Genomic DNA, 25,087 nt, shown 5'->3' with positions numbered 1-25,087 from the left:
ACCTTGAATATCTGGTCCTGCTTGGAGTCAGCCATGCCCTTCCACCGCCAGCGCCGCCGCGCCTTCGGCACTTTGGTGGCCATGGCGTTGACGAACTTGTTGCGCGACATTTCTTTCTCACCGGATCTGGCGCACCAGACGTGATAAACCGCCACCAGGTCGTCGGCCATACAACTCAAGAAGGGTACGGGAAGATCGCCACGCAGCCACTCACTATAGAACAGCTCCCAGCCCGACAGCCCGTAGCGGATCAAGCGTGACTTCTCCGGCGTCATCATCGGCTGCGTGTGCGGATCGAACTTCTCAATCCCGTCCGGCTCGCGCCCGGCCGCCAGCGTCAACGGCACCGACATCAGGAAGCCATAGAACGCCTCGAGGCCGCCATTGCCCAGCTCATAGCTCACCGCTGTTTTCAATTCGTCCGGCAACTTCTCGCCCGGCCACAGCACCATATAGCGCCGGTCGTGCGCTTCCACATGGAACGGCTGGATGGCGTTGGATAGGAATACCGCATTGAGGTGGTTTTCTTCCTCCCAGGAATCGACGAACTTTTTCTCGATCGTCTGGGTCTTGCCGGTGATCATGTGCTTGAGCACCCCCGTGTGACTGTACTTCTGGTTCGAGGCAAACACCTCCTCGAACAGAATGAACAGCCGGCGGCTGCGGCTGGAGGTGTACTGGCTCTCAAGCTGGTGCTGTCCGAGCGTGGTGCCGTACTCGCCGTACAACGGCTTGACGCAGAGCTCCCAGAACATGGACTTGCCAGAGCCATGGATATCGCCATGCATCAGAATCGCCGAGTCCATCTTGGCGCCGATATTCTGTAGGGGATAGGCGATCCAGTTGATCATCCACTCGACCACTTCGGAGCGCCAGTTGCACAGGTGATGCAGCAGCACAATGATGTTTTCGCAAGCGGGGAACAGCGGCACCAGCGCCCACAAATCCCGCGGCAATTCTCCAGCCGGCCGCTCCGGAACGAGCGGAAGGCCACGATACAAGTTGATGTAGTCCGGCCCGAGATCGCGGCCGGGCTCGAAGCGGATGGCATCAAACGGCAGCTTTCTCCGGTTCGGGTCATCCAGCCACACCTTGAAATAGCTCCCCATCGCCAGCTTGGCCGACGCCTGATCGATTACCCTGCGCAGCTGCTCATCCCAGATGTTGCTCGATCCATCGAGGTAGATATATCGCTTCAGGTTCTCAATCAGCTCGATATCCGTGCGCCGCTCCTTCTGCTCGCGCATCCGCTTCATGGCCGATACTTCGGCCTGCGTCATCAGCAGCTTATTGTCACGAGCCAGCCAAGCCTCCACGGCATCCTTGCCGTAGCGGTCTTTGAGCGCGGCCTTGCTGTATTCCACCCAGCTTCGTTTGTCGATCGCCCGCGTCTTGCCCTCAACCAGGGCGAAGTACTTATAGAGCTCGGCTTCAATATCAGCCTGCGCCGGCCCCTCACCCCCCTCTGGGTTGTCGACGACAGTCGCCGCCGAATCGCCGTTCGGCACCTCCTCAAGTGGGGGCGGGGAGAGCTGCGCGTTGATTGCAGCGCGAATCTGTGCGCGCGCCACCTCAATTCCTTCGGCGTCGTGCAAGTCGTTGAAGTCGGTCAACTTCGGCAATGATTCATCGTCATCGCTCGCCCGTCGAGCCACCGAGAAACGTGGTAGCACAAACGCGGCGTTGCCGACTTCCAGCACGGCCTGCTGCGCTTTCTTCTCGCCAGCGTGGTTTGGTTCGCCCGATTTCTTCGGCAAGTAGTCGTCATCAGCCAGGAACAACAGAGGGCTATTCGGATACTTCGCCCGCAGGATGCGCGCCACGTGTGGCAGATTGCCGCTATCGAGGGCCATGAATACCGGGTAATCATATTCAACCGCCTCCCGCCCGCTGGTGGCCGTGGCGTAACCCTCGGCAACCAGGAGCAAATCGCCATCAATCGGCTCATCGCCCAAGCGGCACGCGGCGCCGTTCTTTTCGAAGCCCTTGGTGAAGCGCTTGTCGACGCCATCCGCCGGCTTTTCCGGCGCGATCTTCTGCACCCCGACCAGCCGCGATTGGTCGTAACGGATCAGCGGAATGATCAGCCAGTTTTCCCAGCCATGATCGGTCATATAGCGCGCACTCTCGGCCCGCGCTATCTGCTTACGCACACAGTAGGCGGATTCGCCGTCCTTTACCGATCGCTCCCACTGTGCACGCGCCCGGTTGGACGCCAGCTCGTACACTCGCCGCTGCCGCGCCTGGTATTCCCGCTCCTTACGCTCGAATTCACGCTGAGCGGCTTCCCGTTCTTCGGGCGTCATGACCTCGCCATCAGCCTGGTGTTCGATCTTCCACCACTCATCCTTGTGACCGAATACCCCACTCAACCAGACCTTACCGGTCTTGGGCGAGTGGTATTCGTTCAGACGATACCAAGCCTTTTTCTTCGGACCATAGACGTGCTTTTTATCGTCAGCCCGCAGATCTGTAATGCCAATGTCAGGCATTCCCCGCTCGCGAAACTGATCCAGCACGCTGTCTAGTAACGCCCCCATTTTCGCCTCCGAATTGTTTCTGCTTTAAACTGCCGGTATCACTTGGAGCAATACCGTGGACAACAAAGAAATCGAATCTCGTCTCAACCAGCTCACCGGCAACCTAATGGGTGTGCAGACACTGCTGCTATCGGTCGTTGCCACCAGTGGCCGCCGCGCTGAAATCGCCAACCATTTCCGCGAAGAGTCGGCCAGGATGCTCGCCACGATGAATGCGGAATCCAACCTGTCGGACGAAACACTGTCTTACCTCGACCACTGGTGCACTACCACACTCAGCATGCTGCTCAGCGACGAGGATTTGTAACCGGAACCAGAAGACCGTAGAACGCAGCCTTGTGCGGCCCAAACGGCCGCGCCAGCGTTTCTTCGCTCACCACCGTCTTGCGCTGCTTCTCTGCCGGTTTGCCATACTGGGTCACCAGCAGCTCTGCCAATTTGCTTTTCATTGGGTATCCCTTGCGGCCCAAAGCCTTGCCAGCGCTGCTTCCATCCGTTTTCGCGCCGGCGCGCCGCTCTGCGCCTCGATATCTTTCAATACCCTGCGGCGTTCAGTGAGGCTACGAATGCCGGCTATCCGGCGCAGCTCCTTCTGAAAACCGATGTCCCACGCATTCACATAGCAAGACGGCCCGTCGAACACCTGACCAGCCAGGCCCACCGTGCGTCAGGTCACTTCAACAGCCCAAGCTTCACCCGCTTCAAAATGCGGGCGATCTTGCGCCGCCGCATCGCCGTATATGCCGGGTCGGCGCGCCGCTCGGCCGCTCGCGCCGCGCGCTCAGCCGCCAATGCTTCGGCACGCTGCGCGCTCGCCTCCCGGGCGGCCACTTCATCAAACGTTGGATCGCGATACGTTTGTGCCATCGCTCAACTTGTCCAGGTAATTCTTGATCTCGCTCAGCAGGCTCTTGCCGGCTTGCTGCCGCTGATCAGGCGGCAACTTTCGAATCTGCCACGCTCGCACTTTCAGCCTTCGCAGATGGAAAGGGCGGGGTGTCAACATCACACATCCATCAACCAAATGGCTGCGGGGCCGTAGTCCAGTCTAGCCAGAGCACCAGTCGCGTGTTGCATTTGCATACCCCGCTGTGCATTCCGCACCTTCCGGCGCGCGGCGGCTTACCGCCCACCCCAGCCGAATGGCTGAAGGCATGAATAAAAAAAGCCGGCTACACCCGGCAAACTGCCGCTCAAGGGTTAGAAGAAGCAGCAGAGGAGGAAATCGGCGCGACTGACGAGCCGCGGAGCACAGACCACTCGACATCAGAGCGCATTTGTTCGCAGCGGCGCTTGCCACCGGAAAGGCGCTCCAGGCTGGGGCAATGGTCTGCGGGAATCTGACCGCGAGCGATCCAGTTGTAGACCGCAGACTCATTGATGCCGCGGTCGATCGCGACCGCCTTGGTGCCCCCGGCGTCTTGGATGATGTCCTTGATGAGCTCTGTATTCATGCGCCGATGATAATCACGTTTTGTTATTCAGTAAACGCGAAAATCACAAAAAGAGATTTTTTTGCAGCGCGACATGTGATTTCAATTAATCACAGGATGTGATAACTTTCGAGGCAGGAGGAAAACAAAGTGCTACACATCGGCAAACGTCTGAAAGAACTGCGCGAGAAAGCCGGGCTTAAACAGCCGGAACTTGCTGAGCTGTGCGGGTGGGGCAGCCAGTCGCGCATCAGCCAGTACGAGAACGATAAGCGCGAGCCCAGCCTGAGCGATCTGGAAGCGATCGCTCAGGCTCTGCGCGTCAGCGTCAAGGAAATCCTGTTCGGCGAAGAAGAGTCTCCCACCGCAACCGGCCTCATCGTGTCGTACGAAGCGACGGATGAACTGGATGCCGAGGACTATATCTTTGTCGAGCGGCATGACCTTAGGCTGTCGGCAGGCTGCGGCAATCTTGCCTGGGTCGTTCACGAGAAAGACCCCCTGGCTTTTCGCCGCAGATTCATTAACGCCCGGCGTCTGGACCCCAAGAGCCTCAAAGCTTTATACGTGCGCGGGGACTCAATGCAGCCCTACCTGGCGGATGGGGACACGGTCATGATCGACACAGGCGACACAGCCCCGAAAGACGGCGAGGTCTACGCTGTGTGCTTCGATGACGAGTGGTTCATCAAGCGTATTTTCAAGCAGCCCGGCGGCACCCTAATCCTGCACTCGGACAACGAGCGGTACCGCGACATCGAAATTTCCGCCGAACAGGCCGAGTTCATTAGGATATTTGGGCGCGTGGTGTGGCGCGGTGGCTAATCTAGCGCGCAAGCGCCCGCAGCACCCTTCCTCGCCACATCGCTGTTCAAGTCAGCCCGCCTAGCAATTCCACACAACAAGTTACCCATGCTAAGCGCAGGCCGAGTGCCGCGCGCTCAGCGGCACCACCTAATTGACGCGCTCTAATTGCGTCCATCCCTCACGCCCAGCAAGCTCAACATCACAAAAACCGGCCCACAGCCGGTTTTTTGTTGCCCTCCCGCCACAAAAATCACAAATACGAATTCACATCACAAAAACGGTTGACCCATGCATCACATTGCGTGATTATTTGTACATCACAAATCGTGATGTTTAGGAGATGGTATGGCAGCCCTGGATATCCCCTCTCAGTTCCTAACGGACGAGTGCGCACGCCAACTGCGCGCTGATGGTTGGGTCATCAAAAGCCCGTTTTTCGTAAATGGCAACGCCGTGTTCCCTGCGATCAAGAAGGGCTAACCATGGCGACCCGTCACTACCCCCAACCCGACTATCTGGAACGCCGCGCCATTCAGCGCAGCAAAGAGCTTGGCGGCCCGCTTCCGCCGGCGCTCACCCAAGCGGACAAGCGCCGCGCAGCAGCCCGCCGCGCGATCGAAGACCGCCGAATCGAGCGCGAGGCGCTCCAGTGACCCGCACCTTGCACTCCACCTGGAATCTGGCCTGCGCACTCATCTTCGGCACCCTTCGCGGAACCATTGCGACCGGGCTGTTTTTCGCGGCGTGCAAGCTCGCTGATTACGTGGCCGGCGCCTAGTGCGGCGGCCTACCCCGACCCTCACAAGGAGAAATCCATGCCCAAAGTCCTGCTGATCACCGGCGGCCATGCGAGTGATAAAGCCCGCGTGGCGAATGTCGCCAAGCAGATCGCCGAGCAGCACCACAACGCCGCCACCAAGGTTCACGGCCTCGATCCGGCTGCAGCCGCTCCCGGCCTGCTGACACCGGCCCCGGGGCTCGGCAAGCAGCTGCTGGTGGTGGTGAAGAAGTCGGGCCAGCACCAGAACGTGCGCGCCTTCCGCGTCATCAATCTCGATCGTTTTGCCCGCTTCCCGCGCGGCAAGGCGGTCACCTTTGCCATCCGCGAGGCGGTCGACGCCTGCCTGGCGGCCAGCTAACCCAGCACCACCCCGGAGAACCCACGATGTCGATTCGCCCCATTACTGACACCCTGCGCAGCCTTGGCCACGGCACGTTCATTGACGATGCCAGCGATGCGCTCAACAAGCTGGTCACCGCCGTCGACGAAACCGGCCGCGCCGGCAAGCTAACGCTGACCCTGTCCATCAAGAAAGCCACCCGCGGCAGCGGCGCCATGGTGGTGCAGGACGAGATCAAGCTCTCGCTGCCGAAACCGGACTCGCGCGAAACGATGCTGTTTGCCACCCCAGAAGGGAACCTGGTGACCGAAGACCCGCGCCAGCAGACGCTCGAGTTGCGCACCGTGCCGAGCGCCACCGCCGATTCCGGCCCCGAACTCAAAACCGTCGCGGACGACCGCGGCGCCCTCAAAACCGCTTGATGTAATCCGTAACCCTGTAAGGACATACCCATGAACGAAATGATCCAAGGCGAAGCCCTGAAAGCCTTCGACAACATCCAGACCATCCTCGATGCCGCTGCCAAGCCGCACCTCGGTTCTGTGGCCATCAAAACCCTGTCCGGCGGCGAACTGCCGGTGATGATGGTCCCGAACGGCTATCAGGCCAAAGTGCTGACCGACCTGAAGCTGCAGGATCTGGAAAAGCATCTGGACGCACCGCTGCGCAAACGCGGCAAGGTAGTGCTGCATGACGCCGCCAGCTTCATCCACTACATCAACCTGCACAAGGCCGATGGAGTCACCAGCATCTACTGCGACGCCGACTACCAGGCCAGCAAGGTGGACTTGATCGCCATCTTCAACGACCAGGGCACCGACAAAACCGGCTGGCGCGATCACACCGCGGCGTACTCCCCGCTGCAATCCGTCGAATGGAAACGCTGGATCGGCCAGAACCGCAAGACGTTCACCCAGGTGGAGTTCGCGCTGTTCATCGAAGACAACCTGCAGGACATCGCCAGCGTGGAAGGCATGCCGACCGGCACCCAGATGCTGGAAATGGCGATGAATCTGGAAGCCAACCAGGACAGCCGCTTCAAGTCGAACATCCGCCTGCAATCCGGCGGCACCGAACTGGCGTTCGTCCAGAAAGAGGACGATGCCACCCTCGAAAAAATGCGCCTGTTCGAGCGCTTCAGCATCGGAATCCCGCCGTTCTTCAATGGCAGCAGCTTCCGCATCGACGCCCGTCTGCGCTACCGCGTACGCGACGGCAAGCTGACGTTCTGGTTTGAGCTGATCCGGGAGGACAAGGTGCTGCAGGCCGCGGCGGAGGAAGAGATCGGCAAGATCGCCGAGGCCACCGGACTAACCATCCTGCAGGGCAATCCGCGCCTGGGTCAGGCGGCGTAACGCAGCCCGGCCCATCCGGGCCGGCTTCCTCAAGCCGCTGCAGGGCAACAGCGCGGCGGCTTCGGGAAGCTCAACAGCCGGAAGCAAACATGAAAACCCGACAAATCATCATCGACAACGAAACACTGGACATCGCGCCCAGTGCCGTATTGCTCACCATTGGTGCAGTAGCGGTGGAGATCGAGAACGGCAAGGCGACGCCGCTGGCCAGATGGTACCGCCGCCTGCAGTGGGATACCGGCCATCGTCAGCCAGGCCGTACTGTCAGCCAATCAACTGTGGACTGGTGGCTTGAACAGTCTGACGAAGCCTTCTCTGAGGCATTCGAAGACGACGGCCAGCGCCTGCCGATCTGGCTTGCCATGCACTCCCTACAAACCTGGCTGCAGCTCAACCCGTACCCGATCTGGGGCAACGGCTCGGATTTCGACAACGCTCAGCTACAGCATGCCTTTACCCAGCATGGCCTGCGCTGGCCGTTCTGGCGCAACCGCTGCCTGCGCAGCCAGCGCGGCCTGGTGCTGGACCTCTACCCGGAAACCAAGCTGCCCGAGTTCCCGGCGGACAAGATCAAGCATCACGCCTTACACGACGCAGAACACGAAACGGACGTACTGGCCGCACTTCTGCGCACCCTGACGCTTTCAAGCATCGCCTGCATCACGCTGGATATTCCAGGCCAGCAACTCAGCGAAACCGGTATGCAAGCCCTCATTGAGTCGCTGCGCCACGTTAAAACCACCACGGAAGGAGTGCTGGCATGAGCTGGATTCTCACCCACAGCGGCACCGCGTTCGACCCGATAAACCCGAACCCGGCCGCCATCAACATCAACGACATCGCACACGCGCTCTCACATATCTGCCGCTTCAACGGCCACACCCGCGAGTTTTACAGCGTGGCGCAGCACAGCTGCATCGTCAGCAATATTGTTCCCACCGAGCTGGCGCTGGCCGCCCTGCTGCACGACGCGAGCGAGGCTTTCATCTGCGACGTAGCCAGCCCAGTCAAGCCGCACCTGGAAGGCTACGTCTGCATTGAGCACCGCATCATGCTCGCCGTCGCCCACGCGTTCGACATCGACCCGGCCCTGTTCCGCCACCCCGAGATCAAGCGCGCTGACCTGGTCGCTCTGGCCACCGAGAAACGCGACCTGATGCCGGCCCACCACGCACCGTGGCCGTGTCTTGCCGGTTTGAGCCCCCTACCGAACACCATTGAAGCGGCTAGCAGCCACCGTGCCAAGGAAATGTTCCTGACCACCTTTGAGCACCTGACTGGGGAAAGGGCCGCAGCGTGAGTCAGTACCAAGCCTACACCTGCCACCACATCACCCCGCGCTCAGCGCTGCCGGCGGACGAGTGCGAAACGATGCGCCTGCCGCGCGCGGAATGCGGATGCCCGAGCTGCTGCGAGTCGCGCTACCCGGCTGACTTGGTTGAGAGCGACGGCGGCGAAGTATGACGAACAGTCTTGAGCACACCCAGAGCGGCCTCGCCGCAAAACCGTTGAACCCCCTGCATTCTGAGAATGCAATTTTTGGAGAGCAGCACATGGACATGACTACCAATACCACTCCCGCCGACATTGGCACCCCCTTCGAGGGCGGCTTTTTTGCCGGTCGCTTCCGTATCGGCACTGACGAATTTGCACTGATCGTTGCGCCCAAGGCCGAAGGCGAGACCACCGGCAAGTGGGGCGAATACGGCGCGGACATTGAAGGGGCGCGCAGTTGCTTTGATGGCAAGGCCAATACCCAAGCCATGACCGAGGCCGGTAGCGATCTGGCCAAGTGGGCGCTGGGCCTGACCATCGGCGGCTTTGCCGACTGGTACCTGCCGAGCCGCGACGAGCTGGAGATGTGTTACCGCTACCTGAAACCGACCACGGATGAGAACTACTGCTCGTTCCGCGATGGCGACAACGCCAGCAGCGTGCCGCCGGGGTTTCCGTACACCGAACAGTCACCAGCGCAGACCGCCGTGGAGGCCTTCCAGGATGGCCAGCCTGAGGCTTTCGACGCCCGCTGGTATTGGGCATCTACGCAGTTTTCGCCCGACCTCGCATGGGTTCAGGTCTTCAATGATGGCTACCAGGGCAGCTACCACGAGTTCAACGAGTTCCGCGCGCGGGCAGTCCGCAAGATTCGCATCAGCAATTAATCCATTCAGCCATTTAGCCGGGCGCGCAGCGCTCGGCTATTAATCCCCAGGAGGGAACCATGCAACAACAGACCATCAGCTTCACTTTGACCGTGCCGGCCGAAGACGCGGCACGCATCCTGATCGACAGCTTCGTGCATGCCAAGGCACCGGCGCCGGCGGCTCAGAAAACCCCGCGCATTGGCGAATACCTCCCAGCCCAGGGCGGCGTCTATGCCGGCCTGATGCGCGGCGAGTACGGCCAGCCCGACTACCACCTGATCGTCGCCAAGGGCGATGACGGCTTTGTGCGGGAAATCGCTTGGGGCGGCTACGAGGAGGATGAGTCAGGCGCCAAGAGCGAATGGGATGGCCGGGCCAATACCCTGGCGCTGGCGCGCTCTGAGCATGATCACCCGGCGGCCGAATGGGCGGCAGGACTGGAGATCGACGGTCACGCCGACTGGTATCTGCCGGCCCGCCGCGAATCTGCCCTGTGCTATGCCAACGTGCCGGAACTATTCGAGAAGGACTGGTATTGGGCCAGCACGCAGTTTTCGCCCAACTACGCGTGGGGTCAGTACTTCGGTGTTGGCACCCAGTACGGCACCCACAAGGACTTCGAGTTCCGCGCGCGGGCAGTCCGCAGAACCTTATCCATTTAGCCCTTTAACCATTTAAGCGCGGGCGCGAGCCCGCGCTCGAATCCAGCATGGCACTGCATACACAACTCCCGATCTACAAGGTCACCTACGACCTGCTGGCCCTGATTACCAAACTGACGGCCAGCATGCCGAGGGACTTCAAACGCTCACTGGGCGACGACCTGCGCAAAGAGTGCGTCACGCTCTCGATCCTGGTCTATCGCGCCAACGCGGCACGCAACAAGGTGCCGCACCTGGTGGAGCTATTGGAGCACTTGCAGGTAGTCGAATTAACCCTGCGGCTCTCCGTCGACATGCGGCTGATCTCTCACGGCCAGTACGCCGCGGCGATTGAGTTGACTGACAAGGTCGGGAAACAAGCACAAGGCTGGCGCAAGCATGCCGCAGCATCACCTGCTGCCTGACCGTCAAGGCGGCCAGGCCCGTGTGATTTTGAATCTGGTCGTACCGCTGGCTCATGAGGCCACCGACATGCGCTCTAGGGATACCGCCGGCAGCAGCCGGGCAGGTCTGGCGCAGTTTCACTGCTGATCGGCACCGCCTTCGGCAGTGCGACGTAGATCGTACGAAAAGACGCAGTTTTCGCCCAACAACGCATGGAATCAGAACTTCAATGATGGCAACCAGAACAACAACCACAAGAACAACGAGTTCCGCGCGCGGGCAGTCCGCAGATTCAAGTGCAGTGCGCGCTGGGTTTTCCTTCCGCGACTTGGTAGAGGCCTATTTCGATTGCCGGCGCACGAAGCGGAACAGCCGCAGCGCGCTGGCATTCGAGGCCAACCTGGAACGCAACCTGGTCGGTCTATTCGACGAGCTGCAGGTCGGCACCTACAAGCCCGGCCGGTCGATTTGTTTCGTCGTCACCCGACCGAAACCGCGCGAAGTGTGGGCGGCCGACTTCCGGGACCGCATCGTACATCACCTGCTTTACAACCGGATTTCGCCCCGCTTTCACGCCGCGTTCATCGCCGATAGCTGCGCCTGCATCCCGGGGCGAGGCACACTGTACGCCGCCGAACGACTGGAAGCCAAGATCCGGAGCATTACGGAGAACTGGAGCAAGCCGGCCTACTACCTGAAGCTGGATCTGGCCAACTTCTTTGTGAGCATCGACAAAGACGTGCTGCGCCACCAGTTGGCCGCGCGCATGCGCGAGCCCTGGTGGATGGCGCTGGCCGAGCTGATCCTGTTCCACGATCCGCGCAGCGACTTTGAATTCCGCGGGCGACCGGAGCTGATGGCCCTCGTCCCGACGCACAAATGGCTGATGAACCAGCCGGCCCACTTGGGCCTGCCGATCGGCAACCTGTCGTCGCAGTTCTTCGCCAATGTCTACTTGAATGCGCTGGATCAGTTTGCCAAGCACAAGATCGGCGCCAAGCACTACATCCGCTATGTGGACGATTTCATCCTGCTGCACGAATCGGCGCAGTGGCTGAATCAGGCCAAGGCGCAGATCGAAGTGTTCCTGCAGGAGCGGCTGCACGTTCGAATCAACCCCAAGAAAACCATTCTGCAACCGGTATCGCGCGGTGTCGATTTCGTCGGCCAGGTCATCAAGCCATGGTCTCGAACCACCCGCCGCCGCAGCTACCGCCAAGCCATCGAGCGCTGCGCCCACATGGGTGAAGAGACTCTGTTCGAAGCCGCAAACAGCTACTTTGGCCTGCTCGGCCAAGCAACCAACAGTCATCACGACCGCGCTCGGCTGGCCAATGTACTGCGCCGACGTGGCCACACCATCAATCACGCCATCAATAAAACATTTCGGAGAGTCAGCCATGATTCGTGATCAATTCTTACTCGGCATGGACAACGAGATCATCGTCGACCTGTTCGCCGGCGGTGGCGGCATGTCCACCGCCATCGAGCAAGCCCTTGGACGACACTCCGACGTGTCGGTTAACCACGACGAGGACGCGGTGTCGATGCACACCGCCAATCACCCACAGACCGAGCACTACCGGGCCGACGTGTTTGAGGTCTGCCCGTATGAAGCGACCCGCGGCCGCGCCATCGGTTTGCTGCACCTCTCGCCGGATTGCACCCACCACAGCCAGGCCGCCGGCGGCCAGCCACGCGACCGGAAAATCCGGGCGCTGGCGTGGGTCGGAAAACGCTGGGCAGGCATGGGCAAACGCCGCGCCAAAGGTCGGCACCCGCGCGTCATCACCCTGGAAAACGTCAAGCAAATCCTGCAATGGGGGCCGCTGGTGGCCAAGCGATGCAAGCACACCGGCCGGGCGATGAAGCTGGACGGCACCGTCGCCGCCCCGGGCGAGCGCGTACCGGTGCATGAGCAATACCTGGTGCCGGACCCGAAACGGGCAGGGCAGACGTGGCGCCGCTTCGTGCGCGATCTGGAATCGCTGGGCTATGCAGTGGAATGGAACACGATGATCTCGGCCGACTATGGCGACGCCACCACCCGAGAGCGCCTTTTCATGTGTGCCCGCCGCGACGGGCATCCCATCGTCCTGCCGGAACCGACCCACCACAAGAACCCATCCAAGGGGCAAAAGGCATGGCGGCCGGCGGCGGATCACATCGATTTCACCGACCTCGGCCAATCCATCTTCAACCGCAAGCGTCCACTGGCGCCGGCGACCATGCGCCGGATCGCCAAGGGCATGAAAAAGTTCGTACTGGACAGCGCCAACCCGTTCATCGTACCGATCGCGCACTATAACGGCAGCGAGCCGGTGCACGACATCACCGAACCACTGCGCACGATCACCGCGCACCCGAAGGGCGGCAGCTTCGCGGTGGCTACGCCGCACCTGGTGAAATTCCGAGGTGACAGCATCGGCCATGCGATCGACGAGCCGTGCCCGACCATCACCAGCGGAGGCGCCGCGAAACGTCCGGCCGGGGCTGCCCATGCGCTGGGCTTGGCCGCTGCGACCATGGTTCAACTCGGCTACGGCGAGCGCCCGGGCCAAGCGCCGCGCGCGCTGGACATCCATCAGCCACTCGGCACCGTGGTAGCAGGAGGTGGCAAGCACGGACTGACCACCGCTTACTTGATGCAAGCCAATGGCGAATTCAACACTACGCCAGGGCATGACCCGCGCAAGCCATCCAGCACGATCACCAGCACGGGTAGCCAGCAGCAGTTGGTGACAGCCCACCTGGCGCACCTGCGCCAGAACTGTGATGGCCGGGATCTGAATGAACCGCTCCGCACGCTCAGCGCCGGCGGCGAACACCACGGGCTTGTTACTGCGCACCTGACCACGCTGCGACAAGGCTGCGACGGCCGCAGCGTCAACGAACCGCTGCCGACCGTGACCGCCGGTGCTGACCAGATCGCCCTGACGCAATACACCCTATCGAAGGAGCACGAGGAAGGCGCGCTGCGCTGCGCCTCATTCCTGGTCAGCTACTACGGCACCGACAACATGCGCGGGCTGGACGAACCGCTGGCTACGATCACCACCCGCGACCGCCTCGCGTTGGTCACCGTCTGGATCAAGGGCGAACCGTGGGTGATCGTCGACATCTGTCTGCGCATGCTCAAGCCGCGTGAACTGTACGGCTGCCAGGGATTCCCGGCCAGCTACATCATCGACTGCGGCCACGACGGGCGCGTGTTCTCCAAATCCGCCCAGGTGCGCATGGTGGGCAACAGCGTCAGCCCCGGCCCGGCCCGTGCGCTGATCTGGGCGAACTGCAGCGACATGGCGGCCTGGACGCTGGCCGAGCTGAAACAACGGGAGCGAGTTGCGGCATGACGCAATACCGCTATTCGCTACGGGTGAATGGCAAGGAGGTCTACGTCGGCCCGCAGCGGCCGACGCACCAACCCGGAGCCACCTGCACTCGGCAAAAATGGATACCCGGTACCAATGACTGGAAGAAGGGCGACTGGGGAGAGAAAGAGAGGGTCTTTTGATGAGAGGCAGCAAACACAACATGGACCGGCGCGAATGGCAGTCCACCGGCGCCCGGCTCTATGCCAAGCACGGCACCGAGCTGCCGCAGGCCAAGGCGGACGAAGCGGTGGTGGCCAGAATTCGCCGTCTTCACGCCCGCAAGCAGAGGCTGATAGAGCGGCTCAACCGCGACTACAGCGCCGCCGGCTTGGCCCGGCGCTTTGGGCTCCACGTGAGAACTGTCGAGAAGATGCTGCGCCGCGAGAGCTGGGCGCATGTGAGATAAGGGGATAACAATGAAAACCGCATTCTTGCTCATGGCCCAATACGAGCGGCCCGTGCTGAAGCTGGATGATATCTGCGAGGAATATTTCGGGCTCAGTCCGGCAGAGGCCCGCCGGCGCGCCAACCTGAATACCTTGCCGGTGCCCACCATGCGCCTGGCTGAAAGCCAGAAGGCGCCAGTCATGGTCCATATTGACGATCTGGCACAGTTCATAGACAAGCAGAGGCAGTCGGCCAAAGAAAGCTGGGAACGAAGCCAACTCTAACCGTCTCTTGAATCGGCTCCAGGTGACGGCATATGCAATATGCTGATCAACTGACGAGAGAGCCGATGTCCGTACTGAATTTCATCAAAATAGCCCGCCGCCGCAACGAGACCCCCGAGTGCAATCTTGAACAGATGCAGCGGGACTTGTCGCGGCGCAAGGGAACCAGCCTTGTGCTTGACACCAATGTAGTGCTCGACATCGCACGGCATGTCAAAGTAACAAAAGGCGCTCCAAATCAGCAACTCCTGGCAAAGAGTAGCCTCGGCGAACTGGTCAAACTGGTGAGCCAGGCCACCGCCAACCATATCCCCATCTCGATCAGCCCAGGCTTTGTGCTGCCAGAACTGGAACCGGCTGCATTCGACAATATCGTCAGGCAGTACCATGAATTCTGGGCCATGTATGCCCCGGGCCTAATCGACGATCCGCACGACCCAAATGGCGAGCGCCGCGAACGCACCCCTACCATCGGCTGCATCGAATGCATGCCAGAAGACGAAGCCATGGTCCGGCGCATGCCCTACCTGCTGCTGCTATGCATGTTGATCGCCGCCAACGACCAGGCGCTGACCACGCCCATGGAGCGGTACAACCGGTTTTTATCGTTGATGCGCAAGTGGGTAGACTGCTTCAGCGCCAAGGAAATGCTGATTGCCAGGATTGTGCTCGGCGATCTGGAGGCCCGGGCAAAGAGAAGCGGCTGGCGACTCAACGCCCAGGAACGAGCCTACTGCAACCGCCTGATCGACAATTTTGCCCCGTTCGTCCGAGACAAGATCAGCGTTTCGGGCCGAGAGCTGCAGCGCCTGGCGCACAACGGCGCCTGCGACATCAGCTTCCTCAACATGGTACTCAGAAGCGAAACGCTCGACATCGGCGGCGGAGCCTATACCGTGTGGTTCGCCAGCTTTGACGGCAAGCTGGCGCGCTTCGTGGAGTCTATCTTCTACGAGGATCTGGCCGGGGAGCTTGGGCAGCACGCTTCTATTGTCCTACCAGGGAAACTCGCTGCCCATCCTGATCTGATAATGCTGGAAGCGATCGAGATCTCCCACAGGGTTAGTCGCACATATAACTTCACCCCACCCACCGACCCGATCTGGAAAGAGCGGGTGCATCAACTCAACCGCGAGGTGGAAAAGCTTTACCCCGAGCTTGAATTCGCTACGATTTGACTGTCTTGGCCAGACGCGGGATACTGGAGGCCTCTCAAAATCCATGGCGGTCCTCACGCCCCCGTAAGTTTGGCGCTTTTTTTGTGCCTGCGCGCGTCTGCGCGTCGGGCGCGTACGCCTCAATGGCCGGGTCAGAGACACGCTATAGCAGACTCGAAAGAGGAAGGCGTGACGCGGTTCCCATGGATCCGAGAGTGCCCCCGGCCACCATTTTTGGTGGTCACCCAACTCTAAATTCCATGGAGGTCACATGACCACTTCCCAGTCTCTTACCTTCCAAGACACCCCGTTTGATGTTGTCTGCCGAAGCGGCCAACCGTGGCTCCGCTCGGGCGACATTGCACGCGCCCTCGGCTATGCCCGCGAGGACTCTGTTGCCCGTATCTACGAGCGCAACAAGGACGAATTCACCGACAACATGACCTTGACCGTCAATTTGACGGTCAAGGGTTTCGGCAACGGCGAATCCGAGAAAGAGGTCCGCATTTTCTCGCTTCGCGGCACCCACCTCATCGCCATGTTTGCTCGCACGCCGGTCGCAAAAGCGTTCCGGCGCTGGGTGCTCGATGTACTCGACCAAGTCAGCCACGACTTGGCGCAGGCGGCGCCAGCCGACAGCGCGCGGATGTTCTCCGTCACCCGCGAGGCGATCGTCAAACGCCTCGGCTTTGTACATGACATGCTGATCGGTCAATATCGCAGCGAATTCTGGACCCTGATTGAGGAAGAAGTATGCCGCGAGTTCAGCGTGGCATCGCTGGACGAAATGACCGAAGGTCAGGGAAAGCGTGCGCTCGAGTGGGTCAGCCGCATCGGTACCAACGAACTTTCTCGCCGCGTGGAGGCCCGGCTCGAAAGCAAGCGAACCCAGCTAGCCCGGCAAGGCGACTGCCTGCCGGCCACGCCCACCCAATCCGAGCGGCTGGCCAACCTGCCCGAGGGGCGCTACCTGGTAGTGGTCGGCCGGGACGGCAAGCTGATTGGCGCGCAGAACATTGAGAGCTGCAATGTGGTGGACGCAAACGTCGTTGAGCTGGTCTGCAGGGACTCCCAGGCCGCGGCCGACCTGCTGAACGAGATGGCACGCCGGCTCCGCGTGCTCGATGGCGCCGAGTCTGTGCGCCGGCTTGACCAGCCGCTGATTCCGCAGCTTTGATCTGTCACCACAGGAGAACAAGATGGGATTTTTTGACCAGCTCTCGGCTTATCTCTGGGCCTTCTTCGGCACCGGCTTCTTGATCGCCTTTATCATCGCCTTCGGGGCGCTGGTGGCCGATATGATGGGGCGCAGCATCCTCTACGCTTTTCTGGCGGCCGGCGTTGTACTAGCCGGCGTGCTACTGCTCAAGGAGGGCGGCGATCTGCTATGGGCTGCGGTCAGCGATGAAAAGCAGATCGCACTGCTGGCCAGCGGCGTGAAGGAGGAGCTCTTGGCCTCGATTGTGAAAACCCGCCTGGTCGGCGCTGTGTTCGGGGCGGTGTTTGGTATGGGGTTGTGGATGAAGTACGGCGAGAGCGCCTAAAGTAAGAAGCCGGCCAGGATGGCCGGCTTTTTCACTGCTTAGCAGACTTAGACTGTGCCAATGGGGCACTCGCATCGGCTGCCTGTGTTTGAGTCATGTTCTGAATTGCTTCACGCATCAACTTCTCCGGCCCCTTTGCAGCAAGCCAGATCAGACCGGTACCAGCCAGGGTTACGAGCGAGGCGACAATTCCTGCGGCGACATTTTCCCAAACAACCTTATAGAAAGGTTTCTTTATGGCCTGCAGGACATCACTCTGGTGATTCTGCTGACCTTGAAGAACCTTTCCTTCCGACGCCAAGACCGCTTGAACCAGCGCATCCTGCTGCATGTTCTGCCTGAGCTGCTCAACTTTGTCGCTGAGAGCGTAGTCCAGAAACTCATCCAACAGTGCGATTGCCTGCTCGCGATAAGCCGCAACCTGTGACGCCATATTACTGACACAATGAAATTGTTTCAGCTCTTCCGGCGTGGGCTCGCGGCCGTCATTTTCTTTCTGAAAATGCTCAACCCACTCGATTTTTTGCTTTTTGTATAAAGCATACGCAACCATCCCCACGAAGTCCGAAGAATCCGGGGGGACTAGCTGACGGAAGATGTGGTTATATTGACTGGCCATGCCGCGAGAATAGCATGCAGCATGGAACAATGCATCTAGATGGCCTTAGCCAGACTACGTTGAGCGGCATCGAACGCCTGGTTGAGTTCTGCGGCAGTCGAACGGGTATCACCAAGGACACGGCTGACAACAGGCGCGCTTTTTTGGAGGGTGCTTGTGTCACCGCGGTTCATGGCTTCGTTCGCACGCAACACCTGATCTCGGGTGAAGTTGTGTTTCACAAACGGTTTCATGATCCTGTCCGTTACGAAAAATCGAACGATTCTACTCTACATATCATAGGGCGACAAGAAATCCAGCCAAGTGGCTGGAGCTAAAAGTCATGAGAGTGAGAACCAATGATTGTTCTCGTAGTTCCCTGCACCGCAGGGAGTGATTGTTTTGTACACCAAATTTTTGCGGTTAGTAAAGCAGCATTTTTATTGGATGTGTTTTTTTGATGCCGAAATTGCAGTGCAAAACTCATGGTCGATCTTACCGCACACTCACCACGGAATTCAGCTGACCGGCATCAGCACCCGCAAGAGCTCACCGGCACCACCCTCCTCTTCCAGCGCGTCTTGCGCCTCAGCCGCGGTCGGCCAGCCCCATGCATCGCTCTCCGCTTCAACATACCCCATGCCATCCTCCAGAGGATGCAGGTAGCCATCAGGCGTTTTGACGACCCAGAGCTTTCGCTTAACCGTAGACGCTTTCCGAGACTCCTGCTTTGGCATAACGTCAGCCCCTGCCAGATTGGCGGCGGCCGGCTTGTGATGAAGTGAAGCCGGGCGAAGTTGGGTGTACCGGCGCAGCATGTTCCAGTTCTTGTGCCCAGTAACTAAGGCCACCTCTTCAATGCTGTACCCAGCCTCAAAAAGCAGCGACGCGCCCTCGTGGCGAAGGTCATGGAAGCGCAAGTCCCCGAGGCCGAGCGCCTCCGCCCCGCGCTGAAATACCGCACTCACAGTAATCGGATCATACGGAAAAATCAGATCATCAGAATGGGACTCAAGTTGCTCCAGGACAATCGCCCAGGACTCACCCAGCAGTGGGATCACCTGGTCATTACCTGCCTTGTTTCGAGGGTCCTTCCGATCACGAACGATGACGGTCCTAGCCTCATGGTCAACATCGGCGCGCCGGATCCGGCAAATCTCCTCGCGGCGCATGGCAATGGCCACGGCAAACCGGAACACCGGCGCCATCTTGATCGCTTTGGCCCGGCTCTCGTCGTAAACCTGAAACCAAGCAAGCAACCTCTGGTATTCATCGCCAACCAGACGCCGATCGCGCGAACCACCCTGCCCGACTAAACCAAGATGGCGGAGCATGGGCTTTGCATCATCGACGGCAACCGTCGACACCATCACACCCCAGGCCGTGCGCGCCAGCTCCAGCACTTGGCGCAGGTAGCCCACATACTGAGTGAGCGTGGCAGGGCCGTTGCCATAGAGTTGCTGGCGCTCGCGGCAGTATTCCAACACGTCTTGAGCCGACAACTCGCCGGCCGGGCGCTTGCCTAGCTTCGAGTCACGGAGAGTTTCCAGCACATTGCGCTTGGTCGCCCCCAGCGGTTTCACCGGCTCAACGTACTGGAAATATCGCTCGATCAGATCGCTTACCAATACCCCCCGCAACGAATCGCGTTCCTTGAACCGCAACAGACCTGCGTCGTCCTGGACGTCGACCTCCAGCCTTTTCGCCCAGTCCTCAGCCAACTTTTTGGAAGCGAATGTCCGGGATTTATTGAGGATCAGCTTGCCGTCTACCTTCTTGCGAACAGTAGCGCGCCACTTCCCGTTGACGGGTATAATCGTTGCCATGGTGCTACACCGAGTATCACTTGAGTGCTTTTCGTAGCACTAGCGTATCACCTGACAGCCAAAAACGCACAGAAAAGCCCAAAAAAGCACGACAATAACACCATTGCCGAGGCTTCAAAAAGCCTTGAAAAACCAAGGAACCTAGCAAAATCAGGCCGTAGCAAGAGATACAGCAACCCGATAGTTAAATGGATATAACGGCCCCCTCCTAAGGGGCAGTTACAGGTTCGATTCCTGTCGGGGGCGCCACTTACACTTCCAAAGCAGTCCGAGAAATTCCAAAAACCCGCGCCAAATAAGGCTCTGCGGGTTTTTTTACGTCCAAAGCAGTCCGAGAGCATCCAAGCAAAGCCGGGGGTACGTGGGGGTATGTTTGGTGGTATCTTGTGTACCCCCAGATTTCGATACCCCCAAAGCGAGGAGTACCCCCATGCCCCTAACCGACGCCGCCATCAAAAACGCCAAGCCCCGCGAGGATGGCAAGCATCTCAAGCTCACCGATGGGCAGGGGCTGTCTCTATGGGTCATGCCGACAGGCGCGAAGTATTGGCGGCTGAAATATCGTATCAATGGCAAAGAGAAGCTGCTGGCGCTGGGCGTCTACCCGGAAGTCAGCCTGAAGGAAGCCAGGCTGAAACGCGATGATGCTCGCAAGCAGATCGCCGATGGCGAAGACCCGGCATCAATTCGAAAGATGGATAAGGTGATAAAGCTGGCCGCCGCCGCCAACACATTTGAAGCCATCGCGCTGGAGTGGCATGAAAGGGAAAGCCACGAATGGTCCGCCGCCCACAGTGAGCGCGTCCTGTCTGCCATGAAGTCTCACATCTTCCCTTATATCGGCGACAAGCCCATCAACGACATCCGCCCACTTGAATTGCTGGAGGTGCTGCGCAAGGTGGAAAGCGCCGGCAACATCGACACTACCAAACGCCTGCGGCAACGCTGCTCTGCCATCTTTCGCTTGGCCATCCTGACAGGCCGCTGTGACAGCGATCCAGCCGCGCCGCTAACCGATGCCCTCAAGTGCCAGCAATCAACCCCGCGCAAGGCGCTGATGCGCGAGGACATCCCCGCCTTCCTCGATGCGCTGGAGAAGTACGACGGCAGCGTGCAAACCAAGCTGATGATGAGGCTGATGCTACTGACCTTCACCCGCGTAGGAGAAATGGCCATGGCCAGATGGGAAGAAATCGACTTCGACAAGGCGCTTTGGACCATTCCGCCGGAACATCGCAAGCTGCCGGAGAAATCCAAGAAAACCGCGCCGCCTCACCATGTACCCCTATCCCAACAAGCCCTAGATGTGCTAGAACATTTGCATATAATAACTGGGGGACGTGAGCATTTGTTCCCGAATAGAAACAATCCTCGTCGGTCCATGTCGCCAGAAACCTTGCGTCGAGCACTGCACAGCATGGGGTTCAAGGGTAAAGCTGATGTACATGGTTTCCGTTCAACCGCATCTACCATCCTTAATGAACAAGGTTTTAACCCAGATGCCATTGAGCGACAGCTATCCCATATTGAGAAAAACAAGGTGCGGTCAGCCTACAATCGTGCCGAGTATATGAGTGACAGAAAAAAAATGATGCAGTGGTGGGCAGATTTTATTTATCAAGAACATCACCAACAATTCTTACAGAACCATATTCCCAAACACAACCAAATCACCCCCCCCAAATACAACAGAGAATAAAATGAAAGAACTAAACAGAATAGAAATTACCAAGCTCCCAAAAACAAAACTATATCTAGACGACCTATATGAACTAGAAAGGCTATTTCAAAAAGAATGCCAATCGGTATCCTTTCAAACAAAAAATCATAAATTTGACAACGTGGCAGATATTCAAAACTCACCTGACGAAATCGTAAGTGAACTCACTATCACAGGAGAAAACCCAAGAATACAATTATGCTTCAAAAGCTACACATCCGACATATCGTATAGTCTAAACAATTATGTCGCGCAAGGGCTATCCAAAGACATTATTAGTTATGTAAGAAAAAAAAGACGATGGGCCCACAGCCTTTTTTTCAACATAGGCACAACAAGCATTGCTGCAGCTGCCATAGCAAATCTCATATTCTATATTATTAATCACCACTCCTCATTCAAAGAAATCATTACACCACTATGTATCGCAATATCATTAACGATTTTCATCATCATTGGCACACGTAGTACTTTTAAAAAATTTAACTCAATACACCTTAAAAAGACCAAAGCAGAAAGCCATTTTTTTCACAGAAAAAAAGATGACATGCTAGCCAACCTTATGCCTCAAATTCTGTCTACAATCCTCGCCTTTCTTTTAGGCATAGCCGCCACTATATTTTTAAAAAAATGACACCAACCAAATAAACCCACTTGAAAAATAAACCGAGCACCAAACAAGCCAATTTAAAAATTTACAAGAAAATATTTCCAAATAGAACATTAAATTTCTGCCAGCACATATACTCCCCCACACAAAGGAATTAAGCTAGGCTCAACTCCAGCCAAGAAAGCTTGACAAAGAGCTAACCATGCCCTTACTAAATTAACACCAAAGTTTTAACTACTTAGGCATATACCAACTCCTAGCCCCAGCGCGCGCTATCGAAGCCCCGCCTCGCCCCCGCACTTCATAGGCCGCTAATCATGCAGCTGCACGAACCCGTGCCAGGCCCGCACCGTCAGGCCGGACGCGCCCTTGTCCCCCCGCCCGGATTCATGCGTTTTCATGCACGCTATGCATGCAGTCGCCCTGTTCGCTGACCGTCCCCGCTTCGCGTTTTCCTGCTGCCCCCCGTTTCCTTGCCGCTGAGTTCGTCCTAGCCCGTCCACCGCCATCCGATGCCGTTCCATGGCGAGCCATATTGCGCCCGCGTTCCTGTTTCTCCTCCCATCGTCAAGAGCAAATTCCGCGTTTTTTTGGCATTTCAAATTTTTTTGTTGTGTGGGAGCGCGGCACAACCCAACCCCAAAACCCCGTTTGTAATTTCCGCAATACTGCGTTCGCTGATCGGCGTATCCGATGCCATCCACTGATATCCACCTCCACCGACAAGGACGCTTCATGACCGCTGTTGCCACTTCGCCCTCTTCTCAACCGCTGCGCTTTCTGCGCTTGCCGGAAGTCATCGCCACTTGCGGCCTGTCCCGCTCGTCGGTGTACGACGCCATCAAGCAGGGCCGTTTCCCGGCTCCGGTGCCGTTGGGCGGCAAGAGCGTGGCCTGGCTGTCCTCTGAAATCGAGAGCTGGATGGCGGCACGCATCGCGGCCCGCCGCGCCTAACCCCACAACTTCCCGGACTCAGACCATGCATATCCAGAACCCCACCACCCAAACCCGCCTCGCCGCGGCCGTGGCCGAACTGGCCGAACGTCAGACCGCTTTCGAACACGCGCTCGACGCCTGGCGGCAGTTGACCAGCCAGACCACGCGCCGCGAGCACACCGCCGCCGCGCTGCGCATGGAGGCCGAGCAGGCACGCAAGGACTGCCGTCAGGCGATGCGCTCGACCTTGGGCATTCCCACCAAGGCGGTGCGTGAGTTGAAGCACAAGGAGATGGCCAACCTGGAATTGGCCGAGGAAACGCTCAAGATCGCCGAGGAAGAGAAGATTCAAGCCGAGATCCAGCATGAAGCGCTGTTCGAGCAGCGCAAGGCGCTGGCCGAGGCGCGCGACGCGCTGCAGCGCCAGTACTGGGACGCAGTGCTCGACGATCACCTGCCCCAATGGGGAGAGCAACTGCCGGTGCTGACGCTGCTGCTGACCCAAGCGCCGCCTGCCTGCATCGAGCGCGTGTTCGGCAGCGCCGACTGGTACCGCGAGGAAGAGCAAGTCCAGGCCGTGCTCAAGCCCGGCGCGCTGCAGCAGACGCTATGCAGCGCTTCGCCGGCGGCCCCGGACGACCTGCTCGCCCGCTTGAACCAGCCGCTGCCGCCGTTGGCCACCCCGCCGCTGCAGCAACACAACGTGATTGCCCGACAGCGATACCAAGCCCAGCGCGACGCGCAGTACCAAGCCCTGATCAACCGCTAACCGAGACGAAACATGCAGAACCCCACCCGCCACGCGCTGAACCAGTTCATCAACCGCTATTACCACGAGTTGGAGCAGTACCACGCCCAGGACAGCCTGTTCGCCACCCCCACGCCCCAAGCGGCGCAAACCCGCCTCAACGCGCTGAAGGCCCGCAGCCGGCTGCTGTCCGCCATCAACCTGCTCGGCGTCTCAGAGATCCGGGGAAAGGCCAAGCACTTCGATCTCGCCGGCACCTTGGCCGCCACCGTCGACACCCAGCGCCATGAACGCCAGCCGGCCGGCAAGACCTGGCGGCCGGCGCAATACCACTGCCAGCAAACCAACTTCGACGCCGCCTTCAGTTACGACACGCTAGACGCCTGGTGGAGCGAAACCCAGACGCCGGCCGGCTTTGAAGCCCGTGCGCGTCAGGCGCTGGAACGCCGCATCTTGCTGGACCGCATCATGATCGGCTTCCACGGTCTGCAGCGCGCGCCGAACTCGAACCGGGCCAGCCATCCGCTGTTGGAAGACGTCAATATCGGCTGGCTGCAGCAGATCCGCGAGCAAGCCCCGCAACACTGGATCGAGGGTGCCCGCATCGGCGAGAGCGAACGCTTCCGCTCGCTGCATCGCCTGGTGCGCTATGCGCTCAAGCAGCGGCTGGCGCCGGCGTGGCGCGATGATCCCGGCCTGGTGGTGCTGGTGGGCGCGGACTTGCTGCCGGATGCGGTCTGCGACGCCAACCCACAAGCCGAGGGCGACGACCTGGTGTTTCACAAACAGCGCCTGGGCGGGCTGCAAGCGGCGACGGCCGCCTTCTTCCCCAGCGACAGCATCTTGATTACCCGGCTGGACAACCTGTCGCTGTACTTCAATCAGCACGCCAGCCGCTACCACTACCACGAGGAGCCGTCGCTAAACCGAGTGGAGTTCTATCACGCCAGCCACGACGCCTACGTCGTCGAAAACCTCGCCGCTTGCGTGTTGATTGACGCCGTTGAAATCGTTGACTGAGGAGACTGCATCATGGCCTTCCCTTGCCCCTTGTGCGGCGCGGTGTCGCGGGTGCGGACCAGCCGCATGCTCAGCGCCGCGACCAAGGAGAATTACTACAACTGCAGCAACGATGACTGCTGCCACCAGTTCAAGACGCTGGAAGGCGAGCCAATCACCCTGGCCCAGCCCATCCACGGCGGCGCGCGGATTCCGCCGGAGCGGCTGCGCACCTTGCCGGGCCTGTCGCCCTCGCCTCGGCAAGCCCTGATCGTGACGCCCGGCCGCCTACGTCACCGCGTCCTGGGCTAAGCGCCATGGCTCGCCGGCCGGCGGGCCATGCCCCCCTGAAATCGACCTTGAATAGCGTCGGCTGAAATGGATTTAATTCACTTATTTAATATTGAATGGCGGTTTTATTGATATGCCCGCTAAAACCCGGCCCCATTCCCGATGAC

Annotated in this window: 34 protein-coding genes and 1 tRNA gene; 28 read left to right on the top strand and 7 right to left on the bottom strand. The window is 59.3% G+C overall.

Features of this window, described 5'->3' with window-relative positions; all coding sequences use genetic code 11:
* Window positions 1–2,540 (bottom strand): DUF5906 domain-containing protein (locus HA052_RS24685; protein ID WP_240937562.1); only part of this gene is annotated, 2,540 nt, incomplete at its 3' end.
* A 55-nt stretch (window positions 2,541–2,595) separates the two neighbouring features.
* Here HA052_RS24685 and HA052_RS24680 point away from each other — a divergent pair.
* Window positions 2,596–2,847, top strand: coding sequence for a hypothetical protein (locus HA052_RS24680; protein WP_166454054.1), 252 nt, complete (start codon window positions 2,596–2,598; stop codon window positions 2,845–2,847).
* Here HA052_RS24680 and HA052_RS24675 read toward each other — a convergent pair.
* From HA052_RS24675 to HA052_RS24665, 3 genes are all read right to left on the bottom strand, one after another.
* Window positions 2,828–2,989, bottom strand: coding sequence for a hypothetical protein (locus tag HA052_RS24675; protein ID WP_166454053.1), 162 nt, complete (start codon window positions 2,987–2,989; stop codon window positions 2,828–2,830). The two genes, HA052_RS24680 and HA052_RS24675, sit on opposite strands and share 20 nt — an antisense overlap.
* Window positions 2,990–3,212: 223 nt before the next feature.
* Entirely contained in the window at window positions 3,213–3,407 is a 195-nt protein-coding gene (locus HA052_RS24670; protein WP_166454052.1) for a hypothetical protein, read from the bottom strand.
* Window positions 3,408–3,733: 326 nt separating this feature from the next.
* A complete protein-coding gene (locus tag HA052_RS24665) occupies window positions 3,734–3,994 on the bottom strand; it encodes a YdaS family helix-turn-helix protein (RefSeq protein WP_166454051.1) in 261 nt (86 codons plus the stop codon).
* 129 nt (window positions 3,995–4,123) lie between these two features.
* On the opposite strand from HA052_RS24665, the gene HA052_RS24660 reads away from it, so the two are divergent.
* From HA052_RS24660 to HA052_RS24570, 20 genes are all read left to right on the top strand, one after another.
* Complete coding sequence (locus HA052_RS24660) at window positions 4,124–4,798, top strand: S24 family peptidase (protein ID WP_166454050.1); 675 nt, start codon at window positions 4,124–4,126, stop codon at window positions 4,796–4,798.
* Window positions 4,799–5,125: 327 nt separating this feature from the next.
* On the top strand, window positions 5,126–5,260 hold the full coding sequence (locus HA052_RS28065; protein WP_256477428.1) for a hypothetical protein: 135 nt from the start codon (window positions 5,126–5,128) through the stop codon (window positions 5,258–5,260).
* A gap of 2 nt (window positions 5,261–5,262) precedes the next feature.
* Complete coding sequence (locus HA052_RS24655; RefSeq protein ID WP_166454049.1) at window positions 5,263–5,433, top strand: hypothetical protein; 171 nt, start codon at window positions 5,263–5,265, stop codon at window positions 5,431–5,433.
* 162 nt (window positions 5,434–5,595) lie between these two features.
* Window positions 5,596–5,919 (top strand): hypothetical protein, encoded by a 324-nt coding sequence (locus HA052_RS24650; protein WP_166454048.1) that lies wholly within the window; start codon window positions 5,596–5,598, stop codon window positions 5,917–5,919.
* Between the two features lie 26 nt (window positions 5,920–5,945).
* The gene (locus HA052_RS24645) at window positions 5,946–6,323 is read left to right on the top strand and encodes a YfdP family phage-associated protein (RefSeq protein ID WP_166454047.1); all 378 of its coding nucleotides are present in this window, start codon (window positions 5,946–5,948) and stop codon (window positions 6,321–6,323) included.
* 30 nt (window positions 6,324–6,353) lie between these two features.
* Window positions 6,354–7,256, top strand: a complete 903-nt coding sequence (locus tag HA052_RS24640; RefSeq protein WP_206119042.1) for a DUF2303 family protein — start codon at window positions 6,354–6,356, stop codon at window positions 7,254–7,256.
* 89 nt (window positions 7,257–7,345) lie between these two features.
* Entirely contained in the window at window positions 7,346–8,020 is a 675-nt protein-coding gene (locus HA052_RS24635) for a 3'-5' exonuclease (RefSeq protein ID WP_166454046.1), read from the top strand.
* The gene (locus HA052_RS24630; RefSeq protein WP_166454045.1) at window positions 8,017–8,556 is read left to right on the top strand and encodes a phosphohydrolase; all 540 of its coding nucleotides are present in this window, start codon (window positions 8,017–8,019) and stop codon (window positions 8,554–8,556) included. Before HA052_RS24635 ends, HA052_RS24630 begins: the two co-directional genes overlap by 4 nt.
* A complete protein-coding gene (locus HA052_RS24625) occupies window positions 8,553–8,720 on the top strand; it encodes a hypothetical protein (protein ID WP_166454044.1) in 168 nt (55 codons plus the stop codon). Before HA052_RS24630 ends, HA052_RS24625 begins: the two co-directional genes overlap by 4 nt.
* An 89-nt stretch (window positions 8,721–8,809) precedes the next feature.
* Window positions 8,810–9,418 carry an Lcl domain-containing protein gene (locus HA052_RS24620; protein WP_166454043.1) on the top strand — a complete coding sequence of 203 codons (609 nt, stop codon included), beginning with the start codon at window positions 8,810–8,812 and terminating at the stop codon, window positions 9,416–9,418.
* 59 nt (window positions 9,419–9,477) lie between these two features.
* Window positions 9,478–10,062 carry an Lcl C-terminal domain-containing protein gene (locus HA052_RS24615; RefSeq protein ID WP_166454042.1) on the top strand — a complete coding sequence of 195 codons (585 nt, stop codon included), beginning with the start codon at window positions 9,478–9,480 and terminating at the stop codon, window positions 10,060–10,062.
* A gap of 47 nt (window positions 10,063–10,109) precedes the next feature.
* On the top strand, window positions 10,110–10,466 hold the full coding sequence (locus HA052_RS24610) for a four helix bundle protein (RefSeq protein ID WP_166454041.1): 357 nt from the start codon (window positions 10,110–10,112) through the stop codon (window positions 10,464–10,466).
* On the top strand, window positions 10,441–10,593 hold the full coding sequence (locus HA052_RS24605; RefSeq protein ID WP_166454024.1) for a hypothetical protein: 153 nt from the start codon (window positions 10,441–10,443) through the stop codon (window positions 10,591–10,593). The genes HA052_RS24610 and HA052_RS24605 overlap by 26 nt, the downstream gene beginning before the upstream one ends.
* Before the next feature lie 82 nt (window positions 10,594–10,675).
* On the top strand, window positions 10,676–11,857 hold the full coding sequence (locus HA052_RS24600) for an RNA-directed DNA polymerase (protein WP_166454040.1): 1,182 nt from the start codon (window positions 10,676–10,678) through the stop codon (window positions 11,855–11,857).
* Window positions 11,847–13,799, top strand: a complete 1,953-nt coding sequence (locus tag HA052_RS24595; RefSeq protein WP_166454039.1) for a DNA cytosine methyltransferase — start codon at window positions 11,847–11,849, stop codon at window positions 13,797–13,799. Before HA052_RS24600 ends, HA052_RS24595 begins: the two co-directional genes overlap by 11 nt.
* 160 nt (window positions 13,800–13,959) lie before the next feature.
* The gene (locus HA052_RS24590; protein WP_166454038.1) at window positions 13,960–14,226 is read left to right on the top strand and encodes a hypothetical protein; all 267 of its coding nucleotides are present in this window, start codon (window positions 13,960–13,962) and stop codon (window positions 14,224–14,226) included.
* A 10-nt stretch (window positions 14,227–14,236) separates the two neighbouring features.
* Window positions 14,237–14,491, top strand: coding sequence for a pyocin activator PrtN family protein (locus HA052_RS24585; protein ID WP_166454037.1), 255 nt, complete (start codon window positions 14,237–14,239; stop codon window positions 14,489–14,491).
* Window positions 14,492–14,523: 32 nt separating this feature from the next.
* On the top strand, window positions 14,524–15,669 hold the full coding sequence (locus tag HA052_RS24580) for a hypothetical protein (protein WP_166454036.1): 1,146 nt from the start codon (window positions 14,524–14,526) through the stop codon (window positions 15,667–15,669).
* Between the two features lie 250 nt (window positions 15,670–15,919).
* Complete coding sequence (locus HA052_RS24575; protein ID WP_166454035.1) at window positions 15,920–16,825, top strand: BRO-N domain-containing protein; 906 nt, start codon at window positions 15,920–15,922, stop codon at window positions 16,823–16,825.
* A gap of 22 nt (window positions 16,826–16,847) precedes the next feature.
* A complete protein-coding gene (locus tag HA052_RS24570; protein WP_166454034.1) occupies window positions 16,848–17,192 on the top strand; it encodes a hypothetical protein in 345 nt (114 codons plus the stop codon).
* 31 nt (window positions 17,193–17,223) lie between these two features.
* Here HA052_RS24570 and HA052_RS24565 read toward each other — a convergent pair whose 3' ends face one another.
* The 3 genes from HA052_RS24565 to HA052_RS24555 all read right to left on the bottom strand — a co-directional run bounded on the left by HA052_RS24565 (window position 17,224) and on the right by HA052_RS24555 (window position 19,616).
* Window positions 17,224–17,811: a hypothetical protein gene (locus HA052_RS24565; protein WP_166454033.1), complete on the bottom strand. Its 588-nt coding sequence runs from the start codon at window positions 17,809–17,811 to the stop codon at window positions 17,224–17,226.
* A gap of 35 nt (window positions 17,812–17,846) precedes the next feature.
* On the bottom strand, window positions 17,847–18,044 hold the full coding sequence (locus HA052_RS24560) for a hypothetical protein (RefSeq protein ID WP_166454032.1): 198 nt from the start codon (window positions 18,042–18,044) through the stop codon (window positions 17,847–17,849).
* A 264-nt stretch (window positions 18,045–18,308) separates the two neighbouring features.
* Entirely contained in the window at window positions 18,309–19,616 is a 1,308-nt protein-coding gene (locus HA052_RS24555; RefSeq protein WP_166454031.1) for a tyrosine-type recombinase/integrase, read from the bottom strand.
* Window positions 19,617–19,798: 182 nt separating this feature from the next.
* Here HA052_RS24555 and HA052_RS24550 point away from each other — a divergent pair.
* The 7 genes from HA052_RS24550 (at window position 19,799) to HA052_RS24520 (ending at window position 24,941) form a co-directional block, all read left to right on the top strand.
* A tRNA-Arg gene (locus tag HA052_RS24550) sits at window positions 19,799–19,865 on the top strand.
* Between the two features lie 181 nt (window positions 19,866–20,046).
* Window positions 20,047–21,315 carry a tyrosine-type recombinase/integrase gene (locus tag HA052_RS24545; RefSeq protein WP_166454030.1) on the top strand — a complete coding sequence of 423 codons (1,269 nt, stop codon included), beginning with the start codon at window positions 20,047–20,049 and terminating at the stop codon, window positions 21,313–21,315.
* A 1-nt stretch (window position 21,316) separates the two neighbouring features.
* Window positions 21,317–21,970 carry a hypothetical protein gene (locus tag HA052_RS24540; RefSeq protein ID WP_166454029.1) on the top strand — a complete coding sequence of 218 codons (654 nt, stop codon included), beginning with the start codon at window positions 21,317–21,319 and terminating at the stop codon, window positions 21,968–21,970.
* Window positions 21,971–22,681: 711 nt separating this feature from the next.
* The gene (locus tag HA052_RS24535) at window positions 22,682–22,900 is read left to right on the top strand and encodes an AlpA family transcriptional regulator (protein ID WP_166454028.1); all 219 of its coding nucleotides are present in this window, start codon (window positions 22,682–22,684) and stop codon (window positions 22,898–22,900) included.
* A 25-nt stretch (window positions 22,901–22,925) separates the two neighbouring features.
* Complete coding sequence (locus HA052_RS24530) at window positions 22,926–23,651, top strand: hypothetical protein (protein ID WP_166454027.1); 726 nt, start codon at window positions 22,926–22,928, stop codon at window positions 23,649–23,651.
* Between the two features lie 12 nt (window positions 23,652–23,663).
* Window positions 23,664–24,650: a P2 family phage major capsid protein gene (locus HA052_RS24525; RefSeq protein WP_166454026.1), complete on the top strand. Its 987-nt coding sequence runs from the start codon at window positions 23,664–23,666 to the stop codon at window positions 24,648–24,650.
* A 12-nt stretch (window positions 24,651–24,662) separates the two neighbouring features.
* A complete protein-coding gene (locus HA052_RS24520) occupies window positions 24,663–24,941 on the top strand; it encodes an Ogr/Delta-like zinc finger protein (RefSeq protein ID WP_166454025.1) in 279 nt (92 codons plus the stop codon).
* The last annotated feature ends 146 nt before the right edge of the window (window positions 24,942–25,087 follow it).

The organism is Chromobacterium fluminis, assembly GCF_011602385.1.
Lineage (GTDB): Bacteria > Pseudomonadota > Gammaproteobacteria > Burkholderiales > Chromobacteriaceae > Chromobacterium > Chromobacterium fluminis.
This window is presented reverse-complemented; position numbering and strand designations above follow the sequence as displayed.

Coding starts and splice junctions, on each gene's coding strand:
- HA052_RS24675 (WP_166454053.1), bottom strand. CDS start 2,989: ATGAAAAGCAAATTGGCAGAGCTGCTGGTGACCCAGTATGGCAAACCG.
- HA052_RS24670 (WP_166454052.1), bottom strand. CDS start 3,407: ATGGCACAAACGTATCGCGATCCAACGTTTGATGAAGTGGCCGCCCGG.
- HA052_RS24665 (WP_166454051.1), bottom strand. CDS start 3,994: ATGAATACAGAGCTCATCAAGGACATCATCCAAGACGCCGGGGGCACC.
- HA052_RS28065 (WP_256477428.1), top strand. CDS start 5,126: ATGGCAGCCCTGGATATCCCCTCTCAGTTCCTAACGGACGAGTGCGCA.
- HA052_RS24655 (WP_166454049.1), top strand. CDS start 5,263: ATGGCGACCCGTCACTACCCCCAACCCGACTATCTGGAACGCCGCGCC.
- HA052_RS24650 (WP_166454048.1), top strand. CDS start 5,596: ATGCCCAAAGTCCTGCTGATCACCGGCGGCCATGCGAGTGATAAAGCC.
- HA052_RS24645 (WP_166454047.1), top strand. CDS start 5,946: ATGTCGATTCGCCCCATTACTGACACCCTGCGCAGCCTTGGCCACGGC.
- HA052_RS24640 (WP_206119042.1), top strand. CDS start 6,354: ATGAACGAAATGATCCAAGGCGAAGCCCTGAAAGCCTTCGACAACATC.
- HA052_RS24635 (WP_166454046.1), top strand. CDS start 7,346: ATGAAAACCCGACAAATCATCATCGACAACGAAACACTGGACATCGCG.
- HA052_RS24630 (WP_166454045.1), top strand. CDS start 8,017: ATGAGCTGGATTCTCACCCACAGCGGCACCGCGTTCGACCCGATAAAC.
- HA052_RS24620 (WP_166454043.1), top strand. CDS start 8,810: ATGGACATGACTACCAATACCACTCCCGCCGACATTGGCACCCCCTTC.
- HA052_RS24615 (WP_166454042.1), top strand. CDS start 9,478: ATGCAACAACAGACCATCAGCTTCACTTTGACCGTGCCGGCCGAAGAC.
- HA052_RS24610 (WP_166454041.1), top strand. CDS start 10,110: ATGGCACTGCATACACAACTCCCGATCTACAAGGTCACCTACGACCTG.
- HA052_RS24605 (WP_166454024.1), top strand. CDS start 10,441: ATGCCGCAGCATCACCTGCTGCCTGACCGTCAAGGCGGCCAGGCCCGT.
- HA052_RS24600 (WP_166454040.1), top strand. CDS start 10,676: ATGATGGCAACCAGAACAACAACCACAAGAACAACGAGTTCCGCGCGC.
- HA052_RS24595 (WP_166454039.1), top strand. CDS start 11,847: ATGATTCGTGATCAATTCTTACTCGGCATGGACAACGAGATCATCGTC.
- HA052_RS24590 (WP_166454038.1), top strand. CDS start 13,960: ATGAGAGGCAGCAAACACAACATGGACCGGCGCGAATGGCAGTCCACC.
- HA052_RS24585 (WP_166454037.1), top strand. CDS start 14,237: ATGAAAACCGCATTCTTGCTCATGGCCCAATACGAGCGGCCCGTGCTG.
- HA052_RS24580 (WP_166454036.1), top strand. CDS start 14,524: ATGCAATATGCTGATCAACTGACGAGAGAGCCGATGTCCGTACTGAAT.
- HA052_RS24575 (WP_166454035.1), top strand. CDS start 15,920: ATGACCACTTCCCAGTCTCTTACCTTCCAAGACACCCCGTTTGATGTT.
- HA052_RS24570 (WP_166454034.1), top strand. CDS start 16,848: ATGGGATTTTTTGACCAGCTCTCGGCTTATCTCTGGGCCTTCTTCGGC.
- HA052_RS24565 (WP_166454033.1), bottom strand. CDS start 17,811: ATGGCCAGTCAATATAACCACATCTTCCGTCAGCTAGTCCCCCCGGAT.
- HA052_RS24560 (WP_166454032.1), bottom strand. CDS start 18,044: ATGAAACCGTTTGTGAAACACAACTTCACCCGAGATCAGGTGTTGCGT.
- HA052_RS24555 (WP_166454031.1), bottom strand. CDS start 19,616: ATGGCAACGATTATACCCGTCAACGGGAAGTGGCGCGCTACTGTTCGC.
- HA052_RS24545 (WP_166454030.1), top strand. CDS start 20,047: ATGCCCCTAACCGACGCCGCCATCAAAAACGCCAAGCCCCGCGAGGAT.
- HA052_RS24540 (WP_166454029.1), top strand. CDS start 21,317: ATGAAAGAACTAAACAGAATAGAAATTACCAAGCTCCCAAAAACAAAA.
- HA052_RS24535 (WP_166454028.1), top strand. CDS start 22,682: ATGACCGCTGTTGCCACTTCGCCCTCTTCTCAACCGCTGCGCTTTCTG.
- HA052_RS24530 (WP_166454027.1), top strand. CDS start 22,926: ATGCATATCCAGAACCCCACCACCCAAACCCGCCTCGCCGCGGCCGTG.
- HA052_RS24525 (WP_166454026.1), top strand. CDS start 23,664: ATGCAGAACCCCACCCGCCACGCGCTGAACCAGTTCATCAACCGCTAT.
- HA052_RS24520 (WP_166454025.1), top strand. CDS start 24,663: ATGGCCTTCCCTTGCCCCTTGTGCGGCGCGGTGTCGCGGGTGCGGACC.